The organism is Nocardioides iriomotensis, assembly GCF_004168035.1.
In the GTDB taxonomy this organism is placed as follows: Bacteria; Actinomycetota; Actinomycetes; order Propionibacteriales; family Nocardioidaceae; genus Nocardioides_B; species Nocardioides_B iriomotensis.
The window spans coordinates 55,346-81,458 of record NZ_SDPU01000021.1 but is presented as its reverse complement, the minus strand read 5'-3'; the positions used below and the strand labels follow the sequence as shown (position 1 = coordinate 81,458).

Sequence of the window (26,113 nt, the reverse complement as noted above, 5' to 3'; positions counted from 1 at the left end):
TGGTCAGCGGCCGATCTTGGCGTACGCCGCCTCGGTGGCCTCCTTCTGCGGCAGCCACCAGGCCTCGTTGGCGCGGTACCAGTCGATCGTCTGGCGCAGGCCGTCGTGGATGTCGGCGTACTGCGGCCGCCAGTCCGTCTCCGCGCGCAGCTTGGAGGAGTCGATGGCGTAGCGCAGGTCGTGACCCGGCCGGTCGTTGACGTGCTCGAACCAGTCGGCCGGCTTGTCCATCACCTCGAGCAGCAGCCGGATGATCGCGCGGTTGTTCTGCTCGCCGTCGGCGCCGATGAGGTAGGTCTGGCCGACCCGGCCCTGCTCGATGATCGCGACGACGGCGTCGTTGTGGTCGTCGACGTGGATCCAGTCGCGGACGTTCTCGCCGCTGCCGTAGAGCTTCGGCTTCACGCCCTGGAGGATGCCGGTGATCTGGCGCGGGATGAACTTCTCGACGTGCTGCAGCGGGCCGTAGTTGTTGGAGCAGTTGGACAGCGTGGCCTCGATGCCGAAGCTGCGGATCCAGGCGCGGACGAGCAGGTCGGCCGAGGCCTTGCTCGCGCTGTACGGCGAGGACGGGTTGACCGGGGTGAGCTCGGTGAACCGGTCGGGGTCGTCGAGCTCGAGGTCGCCGTACACCTCGTCGGTGGAGATGTGGTGCAGCCGGACGCCGTGCTTGCGGACCGCCTCGAGCAGGCGGTAGGTGCCGATGACGTTGGCCTCCATGAAGGGCCAGGGGTTCGACAGCGAGTTGTCGTTGTGGCTCTCGGCGGCGAAGTGCACGACCACGTCGGCGTCCTTGACGAGCGAGTCGACGAGCTCCTCGTCGGCGATCGAGCCCTTGACGAAGCGGATCCGGTCGGCGACCGGCGCCAGGCTGGCCTCGTTGCCGGCGTAGGTCAGCGCGTCGATCACCGTGACCTGCCAGTCGGGGCGGGTCCGGGCCGTGCGCAGCACGAAGTTGGCGCCGATGAAGCCGGCGCCACCGGTCACGAGCACTCGCATCTGTCTGTCTCCTCTGGGTTCGCTTCTCAGGACTGGTCGGTGATGGGGCGGGCCGGGTCGGTCGCGTCGGCGGTCTCGCGCAGGCCGGGCGGGCCGTCGGTGCCGCCGGGCGACCACTCGTGGAACTCCACCTCGAGCGAGAACCGGTGCGCGAGGTAGCGGTGGTCCGACAGCGCCATCGGGGTGCCCTCGGGCGTGCGGGCGAGGCGGCGTACGACGAGGAGGGGGGTGCCGGCGGCGACCTCGAGCAGCGCGGCGTCGTCCTCCCCCGCGACCGCGGCGGTGATGGTCTGGTGGACGGAGCCGACGTGGTGGCCCTGGCGGGCGAGGGTCTGCCACAGCCCGGGCTCGCTCGCGTCGTCGCGCGAGAGCCGTCCGGCGAGGGGGCCGGGCACCCACTCGGTGACGAGGTCGAGCGGCCGGTCGGCGACCGTGCGCACGGACCGGCAGCGGAGCGCCTCGTCGGCGGCGGCCGGGCCGGTGAGCGCGAGCGCTGCCACCACCGGCGCGGGCGGCACTTGCCAGCCGAACGACACGACGCGGCGGGTGAGCTGCTCGCCCGACGCGGCGACGGCCGAGGCGGCGTGGCTGAACGACCCGAGCGCCAGCGGCTGCGAGAACGACCCGCCGGCGACGAACCACCCGGCGCCGCGCCGGCTCTCGACGAGCCCGCGCTCGCGGAGCAGCTCGAGCGCCTTGCGCACGGTGACCCGGCTCGTCGCGTAGCGCGCGCCGAGCTCGGCCTCGCTCTCGAGCTGGCCGGAGCCGCCGACGTCACCGAGCGCGATGCGCTCGCGCAGGTCGTCGGCGACCTCACGGTACCGGGCACTTGTCATAGAGTTGTATTGCACATGGCAATACAACTGCTGTCAAGCCTGGGGCTGCCGGTTCAGCAGACCTGGTGCATCCAGCCGAAGGTGTCCTCGGCGCGGCCGTACTGGATGTCGACCAGGGTCTGCCGCACCTTCTGCGTGACCGGGCCGGCGTCGGTGCCGTTGCCGCTCGTGACCTCGCCACCGGCCCACTTCAGGGTGCCGACCGGCGTGACGACCGCGGCGGTGCCGCAGGCGAAGACCTCGGCGATCCGTCCGGACGCGACACCCTCGCGCCACTCGTCGACCGAGAACCTGCGCTCGTCGACCTGGTGGCCGAGCTTGCCGCACAGCTCGACGATCGAGGAGCGCGTGATCCCCTCGAGGATCGTGCCGGACAGCTCGGGGGTGACGATCGAGCCGTCGTCGTGGACGAAGTAGAGGTTCATCCCGCCGAGCTCCTCGACGTACTTCCCCTCCGCGGCGTCGAGGAACGCGACCTGGTCGCAGCCCTGCTCGATCGCCTCCTGCTGCGCGACGAGCGAGCTGGCGTAGTTGCCGCCGGTCTTGGCCGCGCCCATCCCGCCGCGGCCGGCGCGGGTGTACTCCTCGCTCAGCCAGATCGACACCGGGACGGGGCCGCGGGCGAAGTAGGCGCCGGCGGGCGAGGCGATGACCATGTAGGTGACGTGCTTGGCCGGCCGCACGCCGAGGAACACCTCGGAGGCGAACATGAACGGCCGCAGGTACAGGGACTTCTCCCCCGCCGGGTCGGGCACCCAGCGCTCGTCGGCGCGCACCAGCGCGTCGACCGAGGCGACGAAGTCGCCGACCGGGAGCTCGGGCAGCGCGAGCCGGCGCGCGGAGCGCATCATCCGCTCGGCGTTGGCCTCCGGCCGGAACGTCCAGACCGAGCCGTCCGCGTGGCGGTAGGCCTTCATCCCCTCGAAGATCTCCTGCGCGTAGTGCAGGACCGCGGTCGCGGGGTCGATGCTGAGCGGGGCGTACGGCGTGACGCGGGCGTCGTGCCAACCCTGGTCGGGGGTCCACTCCACGACGTACATGTGGTCGGTGAAATGGGTGCCGAAGCCCGGCGCGGCCAGGATCTCCGCCAGGCGCGCGTCACCGACGGGGTCGGTCGACGGCGTGACGGAGATCTCGAACGAGGTCTCCATGTGGTGCACGTTAGCCCACTGTCTAGGTCAGGCGAGCCGCGACGGCGTCGCCGATCTCGGCGGTGCGCAGCGGGGTGCTACGACCGGTGGTGCCGTCCTCCCCACCGGTGACGCGAGCGGCGAGCTCGTCGACCACGGCCTGCTCCACCGCGCGAGCCTTCGCGTCGAGGCCGAGGTGCTCCAGGAGGAGCGCCGCGGACAGGATCGCCGCGGTCGGGTCGGCCTTCTGCTGGCCCGCGATGTCGGGGGCGGAGCCGTGGACGGGCTCGAACATGCTCGGCGCGGTGCGGTCGGGGTTGACGTTGCCGCTGGCGGCCAGGCCGATGCCTCCGGTGACGGCGGCGGCCAGGTCGGTGAGGATGTCGCCGAAGAGGTTGTCGGTGACGATCACGTCGAACCGGGCCGGGTCGGTCGCGAGGAAGATCGTCGCCGCGTCGACGTGGAGGTAGTCGACGGTGACGTCGGCGTACTCCCGCCCGACCTCGGCGACGAGCCGCGACCACACCTGGCCGGCGTGGACGAGCACGTTGGTCTTGTGGACCAGGGTCAGCTTCTTGCGCGGACGCTTCTGCGCCCGCGCGAACGCGTCGCGGACGACGCGCTCGACACCGAAGGCCGTGTTGATGCTGACCTCGGTGGCGATCTCGGCCGGCGTGCCGGCCCGGACCGTGCCGCCGTTGCCGACGTACGGCCCCTCCGTCCCCTCGCGGACGACCACGAAGTCGACGTCCCCCGGGTTCGCCAGGGGTGAGGTCGCTCCGGGGTAGATCCGCGAGGGACGCAGGTTGACGTAGTGGTCCAGCTCGAACCGCAGCTTGAGCAGCAGCCCACGCTCCAGGATGCCCGGCGGGAGGTTCGGGTCGCCCGGCTTGCCACCGACGGCCCCGAGGAGGATCGCGTCGTGTCCGCGGATCTCCTCGAGCACGGAGTCGGGAAGCACCTCACCGGTCGCGAGGTACCGCTCGGCCCCGAGGTCGTAGCGGGTCGGCTCGAACTTCGCCTCGTCCCCCGCGACAGCCTCGAGGACCTTGAGGGCCTCGGCGGTCACCTCGGGTCCGATGCCGTCGCCGGGGATCACGGCGAGCTGGAACGTCTGGCTGGCTGGGCTCACTGCTGCGGTCACCCGGCGAGGCTAGTTGTCGTCGGGTCGCTGGCCGCCGTTGTCTCGCAGGTCGAGTCCGGCCTGGACGGCCGCCTGCTCGTCCTGCGGGGCGTTGTTGTCGTAGTGCCGGCTGGGACCCCACTCGGGGTACATGTCGTACATCGTGATGCTCCGTCTGCTTGGTCGTGGATCGAGAGAGAGGACTGCTGGGCAGCGGTCCGGCGGGGTGTCCACCGGGTCTCGCGCTCGTGAGTTCCGAGTGCGCGTCGTCGCCGACGCCGGGACTCCGCTGCCAGCGGTGAAGGTCGATCCTCGGACCCACGGGTCACGTGATGGTGCGAGGGAGGGATCTCAGAGAGAGCTTCGCGGTAGCGCTTGCTTCTGCGGTGCTCGCGGCGGAGGTTCTTCGTGAAGGGCCAGACATGCCGAACTCCGCGGCGAGGTGGCCCTAGCTACCAGGCCCCGCCACGGCGGTCGATAAGTACGAAGAAGCTCCGCATGATGGATCCACGGTAACGCCGGACGTCCTGCGGCGCAGGCGGGTTTTCCCAGGTTTCCATAATGTGAGATCGCCGCCCGGCCACCGGACAACTTGCGGGCGGGTGGCATGATCCCCGGGATGACCACCCCACCACGCTGCTCGCTGCGCCCGCACCGCGTCGGGGACCCCGGATGAGCGCCCCACCCGAGCTCCCCGAGATCGTCACGCGCGCGTTCGACGTGTCCCGCAAGCGTGGCTACGCGTCGTTCTGCCGCAACGAGACCGGGCGGCTGCTGGCCACCCTCGCGGCGACCCGCGCCGGGACGCTGGCGGAGCTGGGCACCGGCTGCGGGGTGGGTACGGCGTGGCTGCGCTCCGGCATCCGCGAGGACGCCACCATCGTCAGCGCCGAGCTCGACGCCAAGCTGGCCGAGGCCGCAAGCGAGATCTTCAAGGGTGACGACCAGGTCGAGGTGGTCGCGGCCGACTGGTCGACGCTGCGCGACCGCGGGCCGTTCTCCCTGCTGTTCCTCGACGCGCGCGAGCCCAAGGACTCCGGCGCCGACGCGATCGTCGACCTGGTCGAGCCCGGCGGCGTGGTCGTGCTCGACGACTTCACGCCGTGCTCGTCGTGGCCGCCGGTCTACGAGGGCCGGGTGGACATCCTGCGGGAGCAGTGGCTGACCGACGACCGGTTCACGACCGTCGAGGTCATGGTCGCCGAGGACGCCTCGGTGCTCATCGCCACCAAGCGCTGACCACCGTTGTCGGTCGTCCGGGCGTGACCTGGGGGTCACGCTCGGACGACCGATCTCGGTTTGTTTCAACTACAACCATCCGGGTAGTCTTTCTCCCGAGGGGAGTACTTCCACCCGTCCGGATCGGTCAGTACGGCGCATCGCGTCCCGGTCCGGAGCCGGCACCCAGCAGGGCCTGCCGGTGAAGGAGACCTCAGACCACGCCCTGCGTGACCGTCGTTCCGTCGGCGGCGCGCTCGACCCGTCTGAGGAGAACCCATGCCACCCACGGCTGCCGCGGGCACGTCCCCCGCGCTCGACTCGATCGGCTCTCCCACCCTGTGGGCGGTGGCGATCGGGCTCGTCCTGGCGCTGCTCGCGCTGGACTTCGCCCTGACCCGCCGTCCGCACGAGGTCTCCATGAAGGAGGCGCTCGGCTGGTCGGCGTTCTACATCGCGCTCCCCCTCGCCTTCGGCGGCTGGGTGTGGGCGCAGCACGGCTCCGAGCGGGGCGTCGAGTACCTCACCGGCTACCTCGTCGAGAAGTCGCTGAGCGTCGACAACCTGTTCGTGTTCATGCTGCTGCTCGCCGCGTTCGCCGTACCGGAGGTGCTCAAGCAGCGGGTGCTGCTCTACGGCATCGTCGGCGCGCTGGTCCTGCGCGGCATCTTCATCGCGCTCGGCGCGGCCGCGATCTCGCGGTTCGACTTCGCGTTCCTGGTGTTGGGCGCGGTCCTCGTGCTCACCGCGGTCAAGATCCTCAAGGACGCGGTCAGCGGACACGACCACGAGGTCGACAAGGACGGCCTGCGCAGCGTGAGGTTCCTGCGCCGGTTCATGCCCGTCACCGAGGAGTACGACGGCCCGCGCATGCTCGCGAAGCTCGACGGTCGCCGCGCGCTCACGCCGTTCGCCGTCGTCGTGGTGGCGGTGCTCGCCACCGACGTGGTGTTCGCGGTCGACTCGGTGCCGGCCGTCTACGGGATCACCAGCGACCCGTTCCTGGTGTTCGTGACCAACGCGTTCGCGCTGCTCGGCCTGCGCGCGCTCTACTTCGTGCTCGAGGGCGCGATGAGCAAGCTCGTGCACCTCGGCTACGGGCTCGCGGCGATCCTCGCGTTCATCGGCGCCAAGCTGGTGCTGCACTGGGCGCACCTGCGCTGGGAGTCGGTACCGGAGATCCCGACGCTCGCCTCGCTGGGCGTGATCGTCGGCATCCTGGCGGTCACCGTCGTGACCAGCCTGGTCGCCAGCAACCGCGCCGAGCGGCGCGACGCCGAGCGCGACAGCGACGAGCCGGAGCCCGTCGACCTCACTCGGTGAGGTCGACGGTCCTCGCCGAGACGGCGTCCATGGCCTCGCGGATCTCCTCCAGCACGTCGACCGGGATGACCGAGTCGACGGAGAGGGCCACGAGGGCGTGGCCGCCCTTGGTGTCGCGGGCGACCTGCATGCCCGCGATGTTGACCTGGGCGTCGCCGAGGATGCGGCCGACGGTGCCGACCATGCCGGGGCGGTCCTCGTAGCGGAAGAACGCGAGGTGCTCGGTGGGCTCGATGTCGACGTCGTAGCCGTCGACCTCGACCAGCCGCTCGCGCTGGGCGATGCCGATCAGCGTGCCGGAGACCGAGACCTGGGTGCCGTCGGCGAGAGTGCCGCGCAGCGTGATCAGGTTGCGGTGGTCGGGGCTCTCGGGATCGGTGACGAGCCGGACCGCGACGCCGCGCTCGGCGGCGAGCAGCGGCGCGTTGACATAGGAGACCTGCTCCTCGACGACGTCGGCGAAGACGCCCTTGAGCGCCGCGAGCTCGAGCACCTTGACGTCGTACTGCGTGATCTCGCCGCGCACCTCGACGTCGAGCTGCTGGGCGACCTCGCCGGCGAGCGCGGTGAAGATGCGGCCGAGCTTCTCGGTCAGCGGGAGGCCCGGACGGACGTCCTCGGCGATGACGCCGCCCTGCACGTTCACGGCGTCGGGGACGAGCTCGCCCGACAGCGCCAGGCGGACCGACTTGGCGACGGCGATGCCGGCCTTCTCCTGCGCCTCGTCGGTGGACGCGCCGAGGTGCGGCGTGGCGACGACGTTCTCGAACTCGAACAGCGGGCTGTCGGTGCACGGCTCCGAGGCGAAGACGTCGACACCGGCGGCCGCGACACGACCCTCCTTGAGGGCGACGTACAGCGCGTGCTCGTCGACGATGCCACCGCGGGCGGCGTTGACCAGCACGAGGTTCGGCTTGACCTTGGCGAGCTGCTCCTCGCCGATCAGGCCCAGGGTCTCGGGCGTCTTGGGCAGGTGGACCGACATGAAGTCGGCCTCGGCGAGCAGGTCGTCGAGCGTCACGAGCCGCACGCCCATCTGCGCGGCCCGGCCGGCCTGGACGTACGGGTCGTAGGCGATCACCTTCATGCCGAACGCGCTGAGGCGCTGGGCGACGAGCACGCCGATGCGGCCGAGACCGACGATGCCGACGGTCTTCTCGTAGAGCTCGATGCCGGTGTACTTGCTGCGCTTCCACTCGCCGTCCTTGAGGGCGGCGTTGGCGGGCGCGACGTGGCGGGCGGCCGCGAGCATCAGCGCGACGGCGAGCTCGGCGGCGGAGACGATGTTGGACGTCGGGGCGTTGACGACCATGACGCCGCTCTGCGTCGCGGCCTTGACGTCGACGTTGTCGAGGCCGACGCCGGCGCGGGCGACGACCTTCAGCCGCTGCGCGGCGGCGAGCGCCTCGGCGTCCACCTTGGTGGCGGAGCGGACCAGGATCGCGTCCACGTCGGCGATCGCGGGCAGCAGCTCGGCGCGGTCGGCGCCGTTGCACCGACGGATCTCGAAGTCGGGACCGAGCGCCTCCACGGTGGCGGGGCTGAGCTCTTCGGCGATGAGTACGACGGGCTTGCTCACGGCGATGTCCTCGGAAGTGTCTCGGTGATGGTCGGCTCGAGGTGGCCGTCGTCTCCGCGGTCGAATGACGGTGATGCGCGGAGGCGGCCGATGCACGACGCTGTGCCCACCGGGAACACTACCGGACGGTTCAGTAACCCGTGGGAGGTGTCCGGGGCGCGTCAGCCCGTGCCTTGCCCCGACCTCGTTCAGTCGCAGCCTTCCGGGCCGCAGACCGCGCCGTCCGCCCCGTCGGCGCTCGGGTCGCCGACCACCTGCAGCTGAGGGTGGCTGTCGGCCCACGCCCGCTCGAGCACCTGGGTGAAGACCTCGACCGGCTGGGCGCCGGAGACGCCGAACTTCCGGTCGACCACGAAGAACGGCACCCCGCTCGCCCCGAACGCACGCGCCTGGTCGACGTCGGCGCGGACCGCGTCGGCGTACTCGCGCGACGCGAGCACCACGTCCACCCGGCTCGGGTCGAGGCCGGCGTCGGACGCGGCCTTGCGCAGCACGTCGTGGTCGGTGACGTCCTCGGCGCGCGTGAAGTACGCGGTCATCAGCGCCTCCTTCAGCTCGGCCTGCACGCGCGGGCCGGACTCGGCGAGCGCGAGGTGCAGCAGCCGGTGGGCGTCGACGGTGTTGGCGTGCAGCGTGCGGTCGAGGTGGTACTCCAGCCCGACCTCGGCGGCCACCTGCGTGACCTGGTCCTGCATCTGCCCCGCCTGCTCGACCGAGACGCCGTACTTGCGCGCCAGCATGCCGACCACCGGCTCGGTCGCCGGGGTGGGCGCCGAGGGGTCGAGCTCGAACGAGCGGTACTCGACCTCGACCTCGTCGCGGTGCGGGAACGCGGCGAGCGCGCTCTCCAGGCGGCGCTTGCCGATGAAGCACCACGGGCACACGACGTCGGACCAGATCTCGATGCGCATGTCGGGCACAACCACACGAAGGCCACGGATCTTCCCGTTCCGCTCGCGACCTCGGTCACGCCGGTTCGACGGCTGGCTCAGCCCTCCCGGCGCAGGATCCGCGCCACCTCGGCCTGACCCTTGCTCTCGGCGTGCTGGAGCGCGGTGACGCCGTCGCCGTCCGCGATCGCCGGGTCGGCGCCGGCGTCGAGGAGGGTCAGCACGATCTCCTGGTACGGCGCGCTCCCGTCGCCGAGGATCACCGCCTCCAGCAGCGCGGTCCAGCCGAGGTCGTTGACGTGGTTCACGTCGATCCCGGTGCGCACGACGCGGCGGACGTAGGCGACGTGGCCGCGCTCGCTGGCCGGGATCACCGAGATGCCGCCGTAGCGGTTGCGGATCGTCAGGTCGGGGTCGGCCGGCAGCAGCGCCTCCAGCATCGCGACGCTGCCGGTCACGCCCGTCACAAGCCAGGGCGTGTCGTGCCGGTCGTCGAGCGCGTCGGGATCGGCGCCGAGCGCGACGAGCAGGCGGGCGACGGCGACCCGGTCGAACGTCGACGCGAGCAGCAGCGGCGTGCGCTCGTGGTCGTCGCGGGTCTCGGTCCGCGCGCCGGCGCGGAGCGCGAGGGTGGCCACGTCGGCGTCGCCCTGCCGGGCGGCTCGGAGCAGTCGGCGGTCGTCGGCGGCGTCGCCGCGTTCGGACGGCGTCACGTCCCTCGCCGCCGAGAGCAGGTCGGCGAGGTCACCTCGCGCCCCGGCGTCCGCCGTACCGACGGAGGCGCCGCGGGCGAGCAGCACGCGCACCCGGTCGCGGTCGCCGTCCGCGACTGCGCGCTCGAGCGGCGACGGCTCCGGCGCCTCGGAGGTGGGCGAGCTGCTCATCGTGGGCTCCTCCGGGGTCGGGGTCGCGGCCTGCTCTGGCGTGCAGGCGGCCATCAAGGTGGCCGCGAGCAGCGACACGACCGGCAGCCTCCTCATGCCGTCGATGATGCCGTCTCGGATCTAGGCTCCGACCATGGCGGTCAACCGGTCGCGCCGGGCGCGGGCCGCGCGCAAGCGCAAGGTGCGGATGGGTCGGGTCGAGCACGACCTGACGCCCGAGCAGTGGGCGACGCTGCAGGAGCTGTGGGGCGGCTGTGCCTACTGCGGCGCGTCCGACGGTTCGATGCAACGCGACTGCGTGCTGGCGATCTCGCGCGGCGGCCGCTACACGCTGCTCAACGTCGTCCCCGCCTGCGCGTCGTGCAACGCCAGCAAGTGCAACGACGAGGTCACCGGCTGGCTGCGCCGCAAGCGGCTCGACGAGAAGGCCTTCCTGACCCGGTACGGCGAGGTGCAGGCCGTGCTGCGCTCCTCACCGGCGGGTCAGGCGAACAGCGCCTGACCGACGTGCTCCCCCGGCCTCGTGCCGGGCGGGACGGCGAACAGCGCAGAGCCGGTGAACTTCAGGTACTCCATCATCGCGTCGTTGTGCGCCATGGAGTTCTGCACCGGGATGAAGTGCGTGCGCGGGTCACGAACGAACGCGAGGAAGAACAACCCGGCGTTGAGCCCGCCGAGGGCGTCGGTGCCGTCGACGAAGTTGTAACCGCGACGCAGCATCCGCACGCCGCCGTTGTGGTCGGGGTGCACGACGGAGACGTGCGAGTCGGTCGGGATGATCGGCCCGCCGTCGCCCTTCATCGTGAAGTCGGGCCGGTGGAACTCGCCGCCGCCGGACAGGGGCGCGCCCTCGGCCTTGGTGCGGCCGATGAACTTCTCCTGGTCGCCGAGCGGCTGCCGGTCCCAGACCTCGACGGTCATGTTGACCCGCCGGGCGGTGAGGTACGAGCCACCGACCATCCAGTCGCCGGCCCGGTCGTCGCCGTCGGCGACCCAGACGTGCGCGTCGAGCGCCCTGCGCTCCTCGGCCTTGACGTTGGCGGTGCCGTCCTTGAAGCCGAACAGGTTGCGCGGGGTCTGCTGGCTCGTCGACGTGGACGACGTACGGCCGAAGCCGAGCTGCGACCAACGCACCGCGACGGTGCCGAAGCCGATCCGGGCGAGGTTGCGGATCGCGTGCACGGCGACCTGCGGGTCGTCGGCGCACGCCTGCACGCACAGGTCGCCGTCGGAGCGGGCCGGGTCCAGGTCGTCGCCCGGGAAGTGCGGCAGCGGCGCCAGTGCGGCCGGCTGCTTGCCCGCCAGGCCGAAACGGTCGGTGCCGTCCTCGCTGCGGAACAGCGTCGGACCGAAGCCGAAGGTGATCGTCAGCCCCGACGCCGGCAGGCCGATCGCCTCGCCGGTGTCGTCGGGCGGGAGGTCGTAGTCGCCCTCGGTCGGTCCGACCGGCCCGGCGGACCGGCCCTGCGTCATCCGGGCGGCCGCCTCGGTCCACGCCTTCAGCAGAGCCACCAGCTCCTCGCGGGAGTCGGTCGTGACGTCGAAGGCGGCGAAGTGCAGGCGGTCCTGGGCCGGGGTGACGATGCCGGCCTGGTGGTCGCCGTGGAACGGGTAGGTGCGGGAGCCGGCGGCGGCCGGGGCGCCGTCGTGCCCCACCGCCTCGGCGCCCGCGATGCCGAGACCGGCACCGACGCCGACGGCGCCGATGCCGGCCCCGAACAGGGTGCGACGGGAGACGCGACTCATGCCACCACCGCGGCTGTGAGTCGGGAGAGGGGCTCGGACAGCGCGTTGACGGCGTCGGCGAGCTCCTTCACCTCGGCGTCGGAGAGCTCGTCGTAGGAGACGAAGCCGTCACCACGCCTGTGCTGGTCGAGCAGCGTCTGGAGCTCGTCGAAGCGGCGGTCGAGCGTGGCCGCGAGCTCCTTGTCGTTCCCCTCCAGCACCGGGCGGACGCCCTCGAAGCCGACCCGAGCACCGTCGACGTTGGCCTGGAAGTCCCACAGGTCGGTGTGGCTCCAGAACTCCTCCTCGCCGGTGACCTTGCCGGTCGCGACCTCCTCGAGCAGGCCGCGCGAGCCGTTCGCGATCGCGTCGACGCCGAACGTCATGTCCTGCACGCGGCTGTCGAGCTCCTCGGTGTTGGCCAGCAGGTCCTCGGCGTACGTCGTGCGCTGCTTCGGTCTGAGGGCGTCGTACGGCGCCGGCGGCCAGAGGTCCTTCTCGAGGCGGTGCCAGCCAGTCCACTTCTGGCCGGGCTCGAGGTCGGCCTCGCGGAGGTCCATCTCGGGGTCGAGGTTGCCGAACGACTCGGCGACGGTCTCGATGCGCTCCCAGTGCACGCGGGTCGACGCGTAGAGCGCGCGGGCGCGGTCGTCGTCGCCGCTCTCGTAGGCGTCGACGAAGGCGCGCGTGCCCGCGAGCAGCTGGGCGCTCTGGTCCTGCACGTAGGCGGCGTAGTTCCGCGAGGCCTGCTCCACCAGGGCGGCGTCGTCGGCGGAGACCGCGAGCGCCTTGCCGGAGTCCTCGACCTGGAAGTCGGCGCGGATGCCGGTGCCCTTCATGCCGGGCTTGCACGCGGTGACGTACTTCCCGGTCGGCGCGGTGACGACGAGGTTGCGGGTGAGGCCGGGGCCGATGTTCTCGACCTCGCCGACGATGCGCAGGCCGTCCTGGTCGAGCAGGTAGAACTCGGTGACCTTGCTGCCGGCGTTCTCGACCTTGAAGGTCAGCGTGCCGGACGGGGCCTCGGTCGACGAGACGTCGCAGCCGTCGTCGGTCGAAGTGACGGCGAGCGTGCGGTCGTCGCCGTCGCCCGAGGCGCCCCCGCTGTTGTCGGTGCACGCCGAGGCGAGCAGGCTGACCGCCACGAGCGCGGTCAGGGTCAGGGTGCGGGTGCGGGTCACGAGGCGGTCCTCCGGCTGACGGGGGCGACGGGGGCCGCCGCCGCGCGCCGGTGCGCGGCGTACCAGAAGGCGGCCATGACAGGGATGACGTAGAGCAGCCAGACGGTGCCCTCGAGCGCGGTCGTGGCCGGGGAGAAGTTGAAGACGCCCTTGAGCACGGTGGCGTACCAGCTGGACGGGTCGAGCACGTTGCTCACGTCGAACATCAGGTCATGCTCACCTGGCAGGAAGCGTGCTTCCTGCAGGTCGTGGACGCCGTACGACAGCACGCCGCCGGCGACGAGCACGAGGAAGGCGCCGGTCCACGTGAAGAACCTCGACAGGTTGATCTTGAGCGCGCCCTTGTACAGCAGCCACGCGAGTACGGCGGCCGTGGCGATGCCGGCCGCGGCGGCGAGCAGCGGGCGCACGGTGCCGCCACCGTCGGCGGAGATCGCGTTCGTCGCGGCCCACAGGAACAGCGCCGTCTCGAGGCCCTCACGGCCGACGGCCAGCGCGCCGACGACGAGGAGCGACCAGCGTCCGGCCTCCGCGGCCAGGTCGATCTTGCCGCGCAGCTCGCCGGCGATGCCGCGGGCGGCCGAGGCCATCCAGAACACCATCCAGGTCACGAAGCCGACCGCGACGATCGACAGGGTGCCGCCGATCAGCTCCTGCGCCTCGAAGGTGAGGCCGCGCGGGCCGAACGTGAGCAGGGCACCGAAGGCGAGGCTGACGGCGACGGCGATGCCGATCCCCGCCCAGACGCGGGGAAGCAGGTGCCGTCGGTCGGACTTCACGAGGTAGGCGACGAGGATGCTGACGATCAGCCCCGCCTCCAGCCCCTCGCGCAGGCCGATGAGGTAGTTCGCAAGCATGGGGACAGGCTCCTTGAACTAACTTAGGGTCGCCTTACCTTACTTGCGCGGAGCAAGAGTCGTACAGCCACTCCCCCGTGACCCGTGCCACCCCCGGCCTCCCCGTCCCCCGACGCGGCGAGAGGCCACTTTCCCACCAACACGCCGGGAGTGTCGGTGGGAAAGTGGCCTCTCGCGGGGTCCGCGTCAGCGGGTGGCGGTGCCCTCGGTGTAGTCGGAGTCGTGCGACTTCACCCAGGACATCAGCTTGCGCAGCTCGCGGCCGGTGCCCTCGATCGGGTGCTGCTCGCCCTTGGCGCGCAGCTCCTTGAACTCCGGCGCACCGGCGTCCTGGTCGTCGATGAACCGCTTGGCGAAGGCGCCGCTCTGGATGTCGGCGAGGACGGCCCGCATGTTGTCCTTCACGTGCGGGTCGATGACGCGCGGGCCGGAGACGTAGTCGCCGTACTCCGCGGTGTCGGAGACCGACCAGCGCTGCTTGGCGATGCCGCCCTCGTACATCAGGTCGACGATCAGCTTCAGCTCGTGGAGGCACTCGAAGTAGGCGACCTCGGGCTGGTAGCCGGCCTCGATCAGGGTCTCGAAGCCGTACTGGACCAGCTGCGAGGCGCCGCCGCAGAGCACGGCCTGCTCGCCGAACAGGTCGGTCTCGCACTCCTCGGTGAACGTGGTCTTGATGCCGCCGGCGCGCAGGCCGCCGATGGCCTTCGCGTAGGAGAGCGCGAGGTCCCAGGCCTTGCCGGACGCGTCCTTCTCGACGGCGACGAGCACCGGGACGCCGCGGCCCTCGGAGAACTCGCGACGGACCAGGTGGCCCGGGCCCTTCGGGGCGATCATCACGACGTCGACGCCCTCGGGGGCCTGGATGTAGCCGAAGCGGATGTTGAAGCCGTGCCCGAAGACGAGCGTGTCGCCGGCGGCGAGAGCCGGGGCGATCTCCTCGGCGTACAGCTTCCGCTGGTGCTGGTCGGGCGCGAGGATCACGACGACGTCGGCCTCCTCCGCGGCCTCGGCCGGGGTGAGGACGCGCAGGCCCTCGGCCTCCGCCTTCGCACGGCTCTTGGAGCCGGGCTGCAGGCCGACCCGGACGTCGACGCCGGAGTCGCGCAGGGACAGCGCGTGGGCGTGGCCCTGGCTGCCGTAGCCGATCACGGCCACGTTCTTGCCCTGGATCACGGACAGGTCGGCGTCGTCGTCGTAGAACATCTCAGCCACGGGGGGCTCTCCTTCTGGGTCTCTTCTCGGGGTACGTCGGACGTGGTGCGTGTGGTCAGGCGGGGCGGGACTGGGCCGTCGACCCGAGGTCGGCCGGCACGGGGACGGGCTTGAGGGTCCGGTCGGTGATGGAGCGGCCGCCGCGGCCGATCGCGACCATGCCGGACTGCACGAGCTCGCGGACGCCGAACGGCTCCACGACGCGCAGGAAGTCCTCGAGCTTGCCCTGGTTGCCGGTGACCTGGACGGTGATCGCGTCGGTGGCGACGTCGACGACCTTGGCCTTGAACAGCTGGACGATCTCCAGCACCTGGCCGCGGGTGTCGACGTCGGCCTTGACCTTCACCATCAGCAGCTCGCGCGCCACCGACTGCTCGGCGTCGAGCTCGACGATCTTGATCACCTCGACGAGCTTGTTGAGCTGCTTGGTGACCTGCTCGAGCGGGGACTCCTCGACGTTCACCACGATGGTCATGCGGGAGACCTCGGGATGCTCGGTCGGGCCGACCGCGAGGGAGTCGATGTTGAAGCCGCGCCGGCTGAACAGGCCCGCGACCCGGGCCAGCACGCCGGGCTTGTTCTCCACGAGCACGGAGAGGGTGTGCCTGCTCATCAGATGTCGTCCTCCTCGAACACCGGCGCCATGTCGCGCGCGAACTTGATGTCGTCGTTGCTGGTGCCGGCGGCGACCATCGGCCACACCATCGCGTCCCGGTGGACGCGGAAGTCGACGACGACCGGGACGTCGTTGATCTCCATCGCCTTGTTGATCGTGGCGTCGACGTCGTCGGGCGACTCGCAGGCGAGGCCCACGCAGCCGTAGGCGTCGGCGAGCTTCACGAAGTCGGGGATCCGCTTCGACTGCAGGTCGGTGTTGGAGTAGCGCTCGTTGTAGAACAGCGTCTGCCACTGCCGGACCATGCCGAGCGACTCGTTGTTGATGATCGCGACCTTGATCGGGATGCCCTCGATCGCGCAGGTGGCGAGCTCCTGGTTGGTCATCTGGAAGCAGCCGTCGCCGTCGATCGACCAGACCGTGGTGTCGGGACGGCCGACCTTGGCGCCCATGGCGGCTGGGACGGAGAAGCCCATCGTGCCGAGGCCGCCGGAGTTGATCCAGGTGCCGGGCTTCTCGTAGCCGATGAAGTGCGTCGCCCACATCTGGTGCTGGCCGACGCCGGCGACGTAGATCGAGTCGGGACCGGCGATCTTGCCGAGCCGCTCCAGGACGTACTGCGGCGCGAGCGAGCCGTCGGCGGGCTTGTCGTAGCCGAGCGGGTACTTCTTCTTCACGCCGGCGAGGAACTCGACCCAGGCCTCGTAGTCGCCCTGCCGGCCCTGCTCGGCCTCGGCCTGCAGCGCCACGACGAGGTCGGCGATCACCTCGCGGCAGTCGCCGACGATCGGCACGTCGGCGTGCCGGTTCTTGCCGATCTCGGCGGGGTCGATGTCGGCGTGGATCACCTTCGCGTTGGGCGCGAACGAGTCGAGGTTGCCGGTGACCCGGTCGTCGAACCGGGCGCCCAGGCTGATGATCAGGTCGCTGCGCTGCAGGCCGGCCACCGCGGCGACGGTGCCGTGCATGCCGGGCATGCCGAGGTGCTGCGGGTGGCTGTCGGGGAACGCGCCGCGCGCCATCAGCGTGGTCAGCACGGGGATCCCGGTGGACTCCGCCAGCACCCGCAGCTCCTGGGCGGCGCCGGCGCGGATGACGCCGCCACCGACGTACAGCACCGGGCGGCGCGCCTCGAGGATCAGCCGGGCGGCCTCGCGGACCTGCTTGGCGTGCGGGCGGGTCACCGGGCGGTAGCCGGGCAGGTTCAGCTCGGTCGGCCACCGGAAGGTCGTCTGCGCCTGCATCGCGTCCTTGGACACGTCGACGAGCACCGGGCCGGGCCGGCCGGTGGAGGCGATGTAGAACGCCTCGGCGACCGTCCGCGGGATTTCGGCCGGGTCGGTCACCAGGAAGTTGTGCTTGGTGATCGGCATCGTGATGCCGCGGATGTCGGCCTCCTGGAACGCGTCGGTGCCGATCGCGCTGCTGGCCACCTGGCCGGTCACCGCGACCATCGGGACGCTGTCCATGTGGGCGTCGGCGAGCGGCGTGACCAGGTTGGTCGCGCCGGGGCCGGAGGTCGCCATGCAGACGCCGACGCGTCCGGTCGCGGCGGCGTACCCCTGGGCGGCGTGGCCGGCGCCCTGCTCGTGGCGGACGAGGATGTGCCGGAGCTTGGTCGAGTCGAACAGCGGGTCGTAGGCCGGGAGGATCGCGCCACCCGGGATGCCGAAGACGTTCTCCGCCCCGGCGTGCTCCAGTGCCGTGATCAGGCTCTGCGCGCCGGTCATCGGGGTGCCGGCGCCGGGGGTACCGCCTGTGTCGCCCATCGCTTCCTCGTGCCTTCCTGGTCTGTCTCGGTCGTGCGTGCCCAACAAAAAACCCCTCGGCCCGACGGGCGGCGAGGGGTGGACGCGGCGGTGCGGTCGTGGAGGCCGTCAGCCGTCGCGTCGCGGGCGTACAAGAAGCTGGTCACGCATGGCACCAACCGTCGCCGTCCGACCGCTCCGCCGTCAAGCAAGTGTGACAGGCGTCCCATGATGTGGAACGCGAGTCTCACTCACTGAACTCTACCGAGGGGCCGGACCTGGCCTCCGTCCGCGTCGAAGTTGGCGGGGTCGAGCCAGACCTGCTGGGCCGCCTTCACGGCGGGCCACTCCTCGTCGGTGATCGAGAACCAGGCGGTGTCACGGTTGCGGCCCTTGTAGACGAGCGCGTTGCGGAAGGTGCCCTCGTAGGTGAAGCCGAGCCGCCGCGCGGTCGCCTTCGACGGTGCGTTGAGGTCGTCGCACTTCCACTCGTAGCGGCGGTAGCCGAGGTCGTCGAAGACGTGCGCGGCCATCAGGTGCATGGCCTCCGTCGACGCTGTCGTACGGCGCAGCGCCGTGCCGAGCAGGATCCCGCCGACCTCGACGCTCCCCTGCGCCTCGTCGATGCGCAGGTAGCTCGCCAGGCCGGCCGGCGTCCCGTCGGCCAGGAGCACCGCGACCGAGACGGACGACGGGTCGGCGACGGTGCCGGCGATGCGGTCGCGGAAGGCTCCGGGGTCGGGGAACGGCCCGTCGGCGAGGTAGGTCCACAGGTGCTCGGTGCCGCGCGCGGCACACGTCGGGTAGAGCGCGTCGGCGTGGCCGGCCTCGAGCGGCACGACCGAGCAGGTCCTCCCGACGAACGGGCCGGGCCGCGGCCGGGCGCGAGGCGTCCAGCCGGGGACGGGGTCGCCGACGGGGAGGCCGTGCTCGCTGGTCCGGGTCACGCCCGGGAGCCTAGGCTGCTCGCATGCCGCTGCACGTGGCGCGCCTGTATCGCGCCGCCCGCGGCGCCGGCGCGTCCCGGCGCGCGGCGCTCGACGCCCTCCTCGTGTCCGCCCTCGCGCTTCTTCGCTCGGCGACCGGGGTCGCGGAACGCCCTGGCCTGCGCAACGCGTGCCGGCACTTCGCCTGGCAGGCCTGCCTGACCGCGCGGCACGGCGAGGACCTCGCCAGCGCCGTCGCCGAGGAACAGGAGCGCGGCAGCACGCGCGCCGAGGACTCGGCGGTCGACCGTCACAACAACGGGGTGGGCCGGCGGTACGGCGAGCTGCACGCCGAGGCGCTCCGGGCGATGCCGGTCCGCCGCGCGGTGACGCTCCTGTGTGACGCGGCGCTGCCGATGTGGCGCTCGGGCGAGCTTCAGGTGGTCGCGCCCGTCAGGCACCGTCATCGGTGAAGGCGGGCAGGCCGTCGATGCTGGCGCGGTTCTTGGCACGGCGGTAGTCGACGACGCCGTCGGCGCCCTTGCGCTCCATGTGCTCGGGCAGCAGGTGCCGCTCCCCGACGACCTCCATCAGCGGGACGCCGTACCCGCACGAGTCGGACACCCGCTCCACGTCGACGACGATCACCGCCCGGGCACCACGGGTCTCGGCGAACCGCGGGAGCCAGTCGGCGAACTCGTCGTCGTAGAGCGACACCACGCGTCCGCGCCCGTGCAGGCGTACGACGTCGGGCGACCGGTCGAACGAGCAGAACATGAGCGTGATCCGCCCGTTGCCGGGCTCGCGCAGGTGCGCGATCGTCTCCGCTCCCGAGGCGGTGATGTCGAGGTAGGCGACGGTGTGCTCGTCGACCACCACGAACGTGCCGCCGATGCCCTTGGGCGAGACGTTGACCCGGCCGTCGGCCAGCGGCGCGGTCGCGACGAAGAAGACGTGCTGCGCCTCGATGAACGCGCGCAGGCGCCCGTCGATCCCGTCGTGCACCTTCCCCATCGCGACCGGTCCGGGCGTCAGCCGCAGACCGCGCCGTGCGCGGCGGACTGCACGACCTTGGCGTACTTGCCGAGCACGCCGCGGGTGTACTTCGGCGGCAGCGGCTCCCAGCCCTCCTCGCGCTTCTTCAGCTCCTCGGCGTCGACGACCACGTCGAGCGTCCGCCCGGCGACGTCGAGCCGGATCCGGTCACCGTCGCGGACGAACGCGATCGGGCCGCCGTCCACGGCCTCGGGCGCCACGTGGCCGACGCAGAGGCCCGTCGTACCGCCGCTGAACCGGCCGTCGGTGAGCAGAAGGACGTCCTTGCCGAGGCCGGCCCCCTTGATCGCGCCGGTGATCGCGAGCATCTCGCGCATGCCGGGACCGCCCTTGGGACCCTCGTAGCGGATGACGACGACGTCGCCGGCGACGATCTGGCCGGCGGCCAGCGCGTCCATCGCCTTCCGCTCGCCGTCGAAGACGCGCGCGGTGCCCTCGAAGACGCTCTCGTCGAAGCCGGCCGACTTCACGACCGCGCCCTCGGGGGCCAGCGAGCCCTTGAGGATCGTGAGGCCACCCGTCTTGTGGATCGGCTCGGAGAGGTGGCGGATCACCGCGCCGTCGAGCGGCGGCGGGGCGATTGCGTCGAGGTTCTCGCGCATCGTCCTCCCGGTGACGGTGAGGACGTCGCCGTGCAGCAGCCCCTCCTCGAGCAGCGCGCGCATGACGACGGGGATGCCGCCGACCTTGTCGACGTCGTACATGACGTACTGGCCGAACGGCTTGAGGTCGCCGAGGTGCGGCACCCGGTCGCCGACCCGGTTGAAGTCGTCGATCGTGAGCGGCACCTCGGCCTCGCGGGCCATCGCGAGCAGGTGCAGGACGGCGTTGGTAGAGCCGCCGAGCGCCATGACGACCGTGATGGCGTTCTCGAACGCTTCGCGGGTCATGATCTGGCGGGCGGTGATGCCCTGCCGGAGCAGGTTGACCACGGCCTCGCCGGAGCGGTGCGCGAAGCCGTCGCGGCGGCGGTCGACGGCCGGCGGCGACGCCGAGCCCGGCAGCGACATGCCGATCGCCTCGGCGACGGCGGCCATGGTGTTGGCGGTGTACATGCCGCCGCAGGCGCCCTCGCCCGGGCAGATCGCGCGCTCGACGCGGTCGACCTCCTCGCGGGTGATCTTGCCGGCGAGGCAGGCGCCGACGGCCTCGAAGGCGTCGATGATCGTGACGTCGCGACCGTCCACCTGGCCGGGCATGATCGAGCCGGCGTACAGGAAGACCGAGGACAGGTCGAGCCGCGCCGCGGCCATCATCATGCCGGGCAGCGACTTGTCGCAGCCGGCGAGCAGCACCGAGCCGTCGAGCCGCTCGGCCATCATCACGGTCTCCACCGAGTCGGCGATGACCTCGCGCGAGACCAGCGAGAAGTGCATGCCCTCGTGGCCCATCGAGATGCCGTCCGAGACGGAGATGGTGCCGAACTCCAGCGGGTAGCCGCCCGCCGCGTGCACGCCGTTCTTCACGGCCTTCGCGAGCCGGTCGAGCGAGAGGTTGCAGGGGGTGATCTCGTTCCAGGACGACGCCACGCCGATCTGCGGCTTCTCCCAGTCGTCGTCGCCCATGCCTACCGCGCGGAGCATGCCGCGGGCGGCGGCCTTCTCCAACCCGTCGGTGACGTCGCGGCTGCGGGGCTTGATGTCGGGGGCGTCAGGCATGTCGTGATGCTAACGCCGTACGGCGAGCCGCCGGGTCAGAGCGCCGCGGCGCGGACGGCCATCACGTCGGGGAGGTTCGCCGCGATCTCGCGCCAGGTGTCGCCCTCGTCGGTCGAGGCCCACACGCTGCCGTTGCGGGCGCCGAAGAAGACGCCGACCGGGTCGTGCTGGTCGGTGCACATCGCGTCGCGCATCACGCCGACGAAGAAGTGCTCGGGCAGGCCGTCGTCGAGGGCCTCCCACGTCTCGCCGGCGTCCTTGCTGCGCCAGACCCGGGCCTCGCCGTCGACGGGGTAGCGGCCGCCGCTGCCGGACAGCGGGAAGAGGTAGACGGTGTCGGGGTCGTGCGGGTGCACGACGACCGGGAAGCCGAAGTTGGCCGGCAGGCCCTGCTCGATCGACTGCCACGTGGTGCCGCCGTCGTCGGAGCGGTAGACGCCGCCGTGGTTCTGCATGAACATCCGGTCGGGCCGCGCCGGGTGCCGGGCGATCTTGTGCACGCACTGGCCGAACTCGGGGTACTGGCTGCCCTCGGGCAGGAACTCCGCCTGGACGCCGGTGTTGTGCGCCTCCCACGTGGCGCCGCCGTCGGTGGTGGCGTAGACGCCGCCGGAGGAGATCGCGCAGGTGATCCGGTCGGTGTCGGTCGGGTGCGGGACGATCGTGTGGAACGCCTGGCCGCCGTAGCCGGCGCCCCACTCGGGGCGGTGCGGGTGGTCCCACAGCCCGCGCACCAGCTCGAAGGTCTCGCCGCGGTCGTCGGAGCGGAAGACCGCGCCCGGCTCGGTGCCGGCCCAGACCGTCGTGTCGCCGACGCCCGGCTGGATCTGCCACACCCGCTCCAGTGAGGTGCCGGTGTCCTCGGGGAACCCGATCTTGCCCTCGACCCAGGTCTCCCCCAGGTCGTCGGAGTGCATCAGCTTGGGCCCGACCCAGCTCGACGAGGGCGAGGCGAACAGCCGGACGGACCCGCCGCGGGTGTCGATGCAGCAGGAGTAGACGTCCTCCATGTCGAAGTGCGGCCCCTGCAGCTCCCAGGTCTCGCGGTCGTCGCTGCGGGCGATCCACAACCCCTTGCGCGTGCCGATCATGACGATGCTCTGGCCCATGACGCTCTCCCCTGTCCCGCAGTGCAGCTGCCGTCCCGCCCGCCGGTCGGCAGGGTGATTGTTCCAGTCAGGAACACTACGCTGGTGGGGTCATGAGTCAAGACCTCCCGACCACGTCGTACGCCCTCCTCGGGCTGCTGACGTTCGGCGACGACCTCACCGGCTACGAGCTCAAGCAACGGGCCGACCGGACGCTGCGCTTCTACTGGGTCTCCCCCGCGATGAGCCAGGTCTACACCGAGCTCGAGCGGCTCACCGACCACGGCCTGGTCAGCCCCCGGGAGGCCGGGCCCAACCAGAAGTCGTCGAAGTACCGGATCACGGCGAAGGGCCGCCGGGAGCTGACCCGCTGGCTCGAGGAGGCGCCGGCCGGGTTCCCGACGCTCAAGCACCCGGTCGCGCTCCGGCTGCTCGTCGGGCACCTCGTGGACCCGAGCCGCACCCGCGCGCTGCTCCGGTCCCACCTCGACGAGCTCGCCGCTCACCGGGCCGACCTCGAGGGCGTGCGCGAGAGCCTGGTCGGCCGGGACGCACCGGGCGACGCGTTCCGGTACCCGTCGCTCGTCGCCGACTGGGGGCTGGAGTACCTCGCCGGCGAGCAGGCCATCATCGAGAAGCTGCTGCAGCGGCTCGACGAGGAGGGTTGACCCGATGACCGACGACACGAGCCGCCTGGGCTTCACCCCCGGCCGGCCGCCGGAGTGGGATGTGGAGCGCTTCCTCCACGGCGACGAGGTGGAGACGGCGCTGATCACCGTGGAGCGCAACCGGCGGACGTTCGCCTGGAAGTGCGCCGGAGTCGGAACCGCCGGGCTGGCGTTGCGGCTGGATCCCTCGTCGGTGACGTTGGGTGGACTGCTCCGGCACCTGGCCTGGGTGGAGGAGCTCTACTTCCAGCACCGACTGGCGGGCCGCCCGGCCATGGCTCCCTTCGACGGGCTCGACCCCGAGACCGACTGGGAGGACTGGCCGTGGCGCACCGCGGCCGACCGCACCCCGTCGGAGCTGCGCGACGAGTGGGTCGAGGCGGTGCACCGCTCCCGAGCCTCCCTGGCCGAGGCGCTGTCGAGCGGTGGGATCGACCAGACGACCCACAGCGGGACGAGTCTGCGTCGGTTGCTGGCCGACCTGGTGGAGGAGTACGCACGCCACACCGGTCATGCCGACCTGCTCCGCCAGGCGGTCGACGGCAGCACGGGCGAAGGACCACCCGGGGACTTCCCCGTGCCCTAGCCGAGGAGCCGGGCGTGCAGGGCGTCGAGGTCCTCGGCCGCCATCGGGTCGCGCTCGAAGCCGCGCACGACCCCGTCGCCCCGCCACCGCGGCACGAGGTGGACGTGGAAGTGCGGCACCTCCTGGCCGGCGGCCTCGCCGGAGCTCTGGAACAGGTTGAGCCCGTCGGCACCGAGCCGGCCGACCAGCAGCCGGGAGACCTCCTCGACCAGCGGCGCCACCACGTGGAGCACGTCGGCGCCCCCGTGCAGGAGGTCGGGCACGTGCGCCGTCGGTACGACGAGAGCGTGCCCGCGCGAGAGCGGCGCGATGTCGAGGAACGCCACGGCGCCCGGCCCCGAGCCGATCACGAACGCCTCGGCCTCGCCGGCGACGATCTGGCAGAAGACGCAGCCCGGCTCGCTCATGTCAGTAGTCCCCGTCCATCACGTTCTCCAGCGGCTCCCCGGCCGCGAACCTGGCCAGCTGCGCCCGCACCAGGGCGTAGGAGCGCGGCTCCATCGCCGTGCTCGCGCCACCGACGTGCGGCGAGATGAGCAGGTTGGGGCAGTCCCACAGCGGGTGGTCCTCGGGAAGCGGCTCCGGATCGGTGACGTCCAGCGCGGCGCTGACGCGGCCCGAGCGCAGCGCGTCGACGAGCGCGTCGGTGTCGACCACCGCCCCGCGCGCGACGTTGACGAGCAGCGCGCCGTCCTTCATCCGGTCGAGGAACGCCGCGTCGACGAGCCCGCGCGTGCCGTCGGTCAGCGGCACGATCAGCACCACGACGTCGGCCTCCGGCAGCAGCCTCGGCAGCGCGTCGAACCCGTGCACGCCCTCGCGCTCCGTCCGCGCGACGCGCACGACGTCGACCTCGAAGCCGTCGAGGCGGCGCTCGAGCGCCTGCCCGATCGCGCCGTACCCCACGATCAGGACGGTCGAGTCCGCGAGCGCGGGCCGGGTGCCGTGGACCCAGGTGTGCGCGTCCTGGGCCCGGACGTAGCCCGGCACCCCGCGCAGCGAGGCGAGCATCAGCGTGACCGCGAGCTCGGCGGTCGACGCGTCGTGGATCCCCCGGCCGTTGCAGAGCGTCACGCCGTCGGGCACGAAGGGCCGCACGTGCTCGACGCCGGCGGTCTGCGTCTGCACCACTCGCAGGGAGGTCATCCGCGCGAGCACGTCGACATCGGCCTTCGAGAAGCGGTACGGCGGCACGTAGAAGGCCACGTCGCCGACCGAGGCCGGCACGTCCTCGCTCGGGTCGACCACCTCGTAGCGCAGGCCCGACGGCGGGTCACCCAGCGCCTCGGGGTCGAAGGGCAGCCACACGAGAGGTTCCGAGGCGGTCACTCGGCGACTGTAACCACGGGCTGCGAGCCGGAGTTCACCTGGTCGTCACACGACGTTGACGGCCCCGAAGCACCTGCGACCTAGGTTCGGTCACGTCGAGCAGAGGCGATCCGAGGAGGCGTGGTGCAGGTCAGGTCGTTCAGCCAGCAGCTCAGGTCCGTACCCCGCCGCGCCCTGAGCTGGCCGGTGACCAGCCAGGAGGTCGCCCGTCGCAACGCGATCCTCGCCAGCACGGCGCTCACGCAGCGCCGGGTCGAGCTGCTCGAGGTCGAGGAGTTCCTCGCCACGTACCTCGAGAAGCGGGCCGCCGGCCCCGCCCTCGCGCACCGAGCCGGCTGACGCTCGCGCCGGCGCGCGGGCGGTGCGGGCCGGCGAAGGCCGGTAGGGCACACTCCGGGGCATGTCGAGCGCGCGACCCGGCCGGGCCCTCCGCTTCTACGACGTCACCAGTGCCGACGGCACCCGCCTGCGCGCCTGGACCAACGACGCCGACGGCCCGACGGTGCTGCTGTGCAACGGCCTGGGCACCAACCCCTACGCCTGGCCGGCGCTGCTCGACTCCGACTGCGGCGTCCGCGTCGTGTCGTGGAACCACCGCGGCGTCGGCGGGTCGGACCGGCCCGACGACCCGGAGCGCGTGGGCGTCGACGCGTTCGTCGAGGACGCGCTGGCGGTCCTCGACGACGCCGGCGTGCACAAGGTCGTGGTCGCGGGCTGGTCGATCGGGGTCAACACGGCCTTCGAGCTCGCCGTGCTCGCACCGGAGCGCGTCTCCGGGCTGTTCGCGGTGGCCGGCGTGCCCGGAGGGACGTTCTCCTCGATGGGTGCGCCGCTGATGCTGCCGCGCCCGGTACGCCGCCCGGTCGCGGTCGGCGTGGCGAGCGCGATGCAGCACCTGGGCAAGGTGGTGACGCCGGTGACCAGCCGGCTGCCGGTCGGACCGCTCACCGCGCAGGTGCTCACCCACAGCGGGTTCATGCTGCCGGTCGGCGCGGGCGGCGGCGACCTCGCGGACGTGCAGCGCGCGGTCCGGGAGTTCCTCACCACCCCGATCGACTGGTACATGCACCTCGCCCGCGCCGCCGCCGAGCACCCGCGGGTGTCGCTGCGCTCGATCCGGGTGCCGACGGCGTTCGTCGCCGGGCACTACGACGTGCTCGCCTCCGCCCACGACATGCGCACCGCCGCCGAGCGGATCCCCGACGCGTCGTACGAGGTGCTGCCCGGGTCGCACTTCCTCCAGCTCGAGCACCCGCAGTTCGTGCACGAGCAGCTCCTCGCGCTGGTCGCGCGGACCGGTCAGGAGCCGGGCGTCGCCTGAGCCCGGCGGAGCTCGCCGAGCCGTTCGCGAAGGCCCGGGTCGCTCATGACCAGGTAGACCGCCGCGCAGTCCTCCGGCCCGGTCGCGCCGGGCTCGCACAGGGTGCACGGCTCCCCGGGTCGCAGCGGGCAGCGGGGTACGGCGGGCACGACATCGA

The 26,113-nt window shown here is 71.9% G+C and carries 29 protein-coding genes; 8 read left to right on the top strand and 21 right to left on the bottom strand.

Going from position 1 to position 26,113, the window contains the following annotated elements:
• Window positions 1–3: 3 nt before the first annotated feature.
• The 5 genes from rfbB to ETU37_RS23855 are packed head-to-tail and all read right to left on the bottom strand — an operon-like array spanning window position 4 to window position 4,241.
• Window positions 4–999, bottom strand: coding sequence for a dTDP-glucose 4,6-dehydratase (gene rfbB / locus ETU37_RS09710; protein WP_129987060.1), 996 nt, complete (start codon window positions 997–999; stop codon window positions 4–6).
• Between the two features lie 26 nt (window positions 1,000–1,025).
• Window positions 1,026–1,835, bottom strand: a complete 810-nt coding sequence (locus tag ETU37_RS09705; protein ID WP_129987059.1) for a GntR family transcriptional regulator — start codon at window positions 1,833–1,835, stop codon at window positions 1,026–1,028.
• A gap of 53 nt (window positions 1,836–1,888) precedes the next feature.
• Window positions 1,889–2,986 carry a branched-chain amino acid aminotransferase gene (locus ETU37_RS09700; RefSeq protein ID WP_129987058.1) on the bottom strand — a complete coding sequence of 366 codons (1,098 nt, stop codon included), beginning with the start codon at window positions 2,984–2,986 and terminating at the stop codon, window positions 1,889–1,891.
• A 22-nt stretch (window positions 2,987–3,008) separates the two neighbouring features.
• Window positions 3,009–4,109: a 3-isopropylmalate dehydrogenase gene (locus ETU37_RS09695; protein ID WP_240755653.1), complete on the bottom strand. Its 1,101-nt coding sequence runs from the start codon at window positions 4,107–4,109 to the stop codon at window positions 3,009–3,011.
• A 9-nt stretch (window positions 4,110–4,118) separates the two neighbouring features.
• Entirely contained in the window at window positions 4,119–4,241 is a 123-nt protein-coding gene (locus ETU37_RS23855) for a hypothetical protein (protein WP_276319683.1), read from the bottom strand.
• Between the two features lie 519 nt (window positions 4,242–4,760).
• Between ETU37_RS23855 and ETU37_RS09690 the strand changes: the two genes are divergently transcribed.
• Window positions 4,761–5,327 (top strand): O-methyltransferase, encoded by a 567-nt coding sequence (locus ETU37_RS09690; RefSeq protein WP_129987057.1) that lies wholly within the window; start codon window positions 4,761–4,763, stop codon window positions 5,325–5,327.
• Window positions 5,328–5,585: 258 nt separating this feature from the next.
• Window positions 5,586–6,629, top strand: a complete 1,044-nt coding sequence (locus ETU37_RS09685) for a TerC/Alx family metal homeostasis membrane protein (RefSeq protein ID WP_129987056.1) — start codon at window positions 5,586–5,588, stop codon at window positions 6,627–6,629.
• On the opposite strand, the gene serA is transcribed toward ETU37_RS09685, so the two are convergent.
• The 3 genes from serA to ETU37_RS09670 all read right to left on the bottom strand — a co-directional run bounded on the left by serA (window position 6,619) and on the right by ETU37_RS09670 (window position 10,078).
• Window positions 6,619–8,208: a phosphoglycerate dehydrogenase gene (gene serA, locus ETU37_RS09680; protein WP_129987055.1), complete on the bottom strand. Its 1,590-nt coding sequence runs from the start codon at window positions 8,206–8,208 to the stop codon at window positions 6,619–6,621. The two genes, ETU37_RS09685 and serA, sit on opposite strands and share 11 nt — an antisense overlap.
• A 188-nt stretch (window positions 8,209–8,396) precedes the next feature.
• Window positions 8,397–9,119: a DsbA family oxidoreductase gene (locus ETU37_RS09675; RefSeq protein ID WP_129987054.1), complete on the bottom strand. Its 723-nt coding sequence runs from the start codon at window positions 9,117–9,119 to the stop codon at window positions 8,397–8,399.
• A gap of 77 nt (window positions 9,120–9,196) precedes the next feature.
• Window positions 9,197–10,078, bottom strand: coding sequence for an ankyrin repeat domain-containing protein (locus ETU37_RS09670; RefSeq protein ID WP_206053834.1), 882 nt, complete (start codon window positions 10,076–10,078; stop codon window positions 9,197–9,199).
• Window positions 10,079–10,115: 37 nt separating this feature from the next.
• Between ETU37_RS09670 and ETU37_RS09665 the strand changes: the two genes are divergently transcribed.
• Window positions 10,116–10,484, top strand: coding sequence for an HNH endonuclease (locus ETU37_RS09665; RefSeq protein ID WP_129987053.1), 369 nt, complete (start codon window positions 10,116–10,118; stop codon window positions 10,482–10,484).
• On the opposite strand, the gene efeB is transcribed toward ETU37_RS09665, so the two are convergent.
• The 7 genes from efeB to ETU37_RS09630 form a co-directional block, all read right to left on the bottom strand.
• The gene (gene efeB, locus ETU37_RS09660; RefSeq protein ID WP_129987052.1) at window positions 10,466–11,728 is read right to left on the bottom strand and encodes an iron uptake transporter deferrochelatase/peroxidase subunit; all 1,263 of its coding nucleotides are present in this window, start codon (window positions 11,726–11,728) and stop codon (window positions 10,466–10,468) included. The two genes, ETU37_RS09665 and efeB, sit on opposite strands and share 19 nt — an antisense overlap.
• Window positions 11,725–12,888 (bottom strand): iron uptake system protein EfeO, encoded by a 1,164-nt coding sequence (efeO, locus tag ETU37_RS09655; RefSeq protein WP_206053833.1) that lies wholly within the window; start codon window positions 12,886–12,888, stop codon window positions 11,725–11,727. The genes efeB and efeO overlap by 4 nt, the downstream gene beginning before the upstream one ends.
• Complete coding sequence (efeU, locus tag ETU37_RS09650; protein WP_129987051.1) at window positions 12,885–13,745, bottom strand: iron uptake transporter permease EfeU; 861 nt, start codon at window positions 13,743–13,745, stop codon at window positions 12,885–12,887. The genes efeO and efeU overlap by 4 nt, the downstream gene beginning before the upstream one ends.
• Before the next feature lie 186 nt (window positions 13,746–13,931).
• Complete coding sequence (ilvC, locus tag ETU37_RS09645) at window positions 13,932–14,960, bottom strand: ketol-acid reductoisomerase (RefSeq protein ID WP_129987050.1); 1,029 nt, start codon at window positions 14,958–14,960, stop codon at window positions 13,932–13,934.
• Window positions 14,961–15,015: 55 nt separating this feature from the next.
• Window positions 15,016–15,573 (bottom strand): acetolactate synthase small subunit, encoded by a 558-nt coding sequence (ilvN, locus tag ETU37_RS09640; RefSeq protein ID WP_129987049.1) that lies wholly within the window; start codon window positions 15,571–15,573, stop codon window positions 15,016–15,018.
• Window positions 15,573–17,345: an acetolactate synthase large subunit gene (locus ETU37_RS09635; protein WP_240755652.1), complete on the bottom strand. Its 1,773-nt coding sequence runs from the start codon at window positions 17,343–17,345 to the stop codon at window positions 15,573–15,575. Before ETU37_RS09635 ends, ilvN begins: the two co-directional genes overlap by 1 nt.
• Before the next feature lie 230 nt (window positions 17,346–17,575).
• Window positions 17,576–18,271 (bottom strand): GNAT family N-acetyltransferase, encoded by a 696-nt coding sequence (locus ETU37_RS09630; protein ID WP_129987048.1) that lies wholly within the window; start codon window positions 18,269–18,271, stop codon window positions 17,576–17,578.
• 23 nt (window positions 18,272–18,294) lie between these two features.
• Between ETU37_RS09630 and ETU37_RS09625 the strand changes: the two genes are divergently transcribed.
• Window positions 18,295–18,723, top strand: a complete 429-nt coding sequence (locus ETU37_RS09625) for a DUF6973 domain-containing protein (RefSeq protein ID WP_129987047.1) — start codon at window positions 18,295–18,297, stop codon at window positions 18,721–18,723.
• Here the strand turns inward: ETU37_RS09625 and ETU37_RS09620 are convergent.
• The 3 genes from ETU37_RS09620 to ETU37_RS09610 are packed head-to-tail and all read right to left on the bottom strand — an operon-like array spanning window position 18,704 to window position 22,073.
• Window positions 18,704–19,264 carry a pyridoxamine 5'-phosphate oxidase family protein gene (locus ETU37_RS09620; protein WP_129987046.1) on the bottom strand — a complete coding sequence of 187 codons (561 nt, stop codon included), beginning with the start codon at window positions 19,262–19,264 and terminating at the stop codon, window positions 18,704–18,706. The genes ETU37_RS09625 and ETU37_RS09620 overlap by 20 nt on opposite strands.
• Window positions 19,265–19,281: 17 nt before the next feature.
• A complete protein-coding gene (gene ilvD / locus ETU37_RS09615) occupies window positions 19,282–20,964 on the bottom strand; it encodes a dihydroxy-acid dehydratase (RefSeq protein WP_129987045.1) in 1,683 nt (560 codons plus the stop codon).
• Window positions 20,965–20,999: 35 nt separating this feature from the next.
• A complete protein-coding gene (locus ETU37_RS09610) occupies window positions 21,000–22,073 on the bottom strand; it encodes a WD40/YVTN/BNR-like repeat-containing protein (protein WP_129987044.1) in 1,074 nt (357 codons plus the stop codon).
• 92 nt (window positions 22,074–22,165) lie between these two features.
• Between ETU37_RS09610 and ETU37_RS09605 the strand changes: the two genes are divergently transcribed.
• On the top strand, window positions 22,166–22,720 hold the full coding sequence (locus ETU37_RS09605) for a PadR family transcriptional regulator (RefSeq protein ID WP_129987043.1): 555 nt from the start codon (window positions 22,166–22,168) through the stop codon (window positions 22,718–22,720).
• 4 nt (window positions 22,721–22,724) lie between these two features.
• Window positions 22,725–23,306, top strand: coding sequence for a mycothiol transferase (locus ETU37_RS09600; protein WP_129987042.1), 582 nt, complete (start codon window positions 22,725–22,727; stop codon window positions 23,304–23,306).
• Here ETU37_RS09600 and ETU37_RS09595 read toward each other — a convergent pair.
• Window positions 23,303–23,713 carry an HIT family protein gene (locus tag ETU37_RS09595; protein WP_129987041.1) on the bottom strand — a complete coding sequence of 137 codons (411 nt, stop codon included), beginning with the start codon at window positions 23,711–23,713 and terminating at the stop codon, window positions 23,303–23,305. The two genes, ETU37_RS09600 and ETU37_RS09595, sit on opposite strands and share 4 nt — an antisense overlap.
• 1 nt (window position 23,714) lies before the next feature.
• Entirely contained in the window at window positions 23,715–24,635 is a 921-nt protein-coding gene (locus tag ETU37_RS09590; RefSeq protein ID WP_206053832.1) for a 2-hydroxyacid dehydrogenase, read from the bottom strand.
• Between the two features lie 123 nt (window positions 24,636–24,758).
• On the opposite strand from ETU37_RS09590, the gene ETU37_RS09585 reads away from it, so the two are divergent.
• Both ETU37_RS09585 and ETU37_RS09580 read left to right on the top strand, forming a co-directional pair.
• A complete protein-coding gene (locus ETU37_RS09585; RefSeq protein WP_129987040.1) occupies window positions 24,759–24,974 on the top strand; it encodes a hypothetical protein in 216 nt (71 codons plus the stop codon).
• Window positions 24,975–25,035: 61 nt separating this feature from the next.
• Entirely contained in the window at window positions 25,036–25,956 is a 921-nt protein-coding gene (locus ETU37_RS09580; RefSeq protein WP_129987039.1) for an alpha/beta fold hydrolase, read from the top strand.
• Here the strand turns inward: ETU37_RS09580 and ETU37_RS23160 are convergent.
• Window positions 25,935–26,105, bottom strand: a complete 171-nt coding sequence (locus ETU37_RS23160) for a DUF6767 domain-containing protein (RefSeq protein ID WP_165372472.1) — start codon at window positions 26,103–26,105, stop codon at window positions 25,935–25,937. The genes ETU37_RS09580 and ETU37_RS23160 overlap by 22 nt on opposite strands.
• Window positions 26,106–26,113 lie beyond the last annotated feature (8 nt).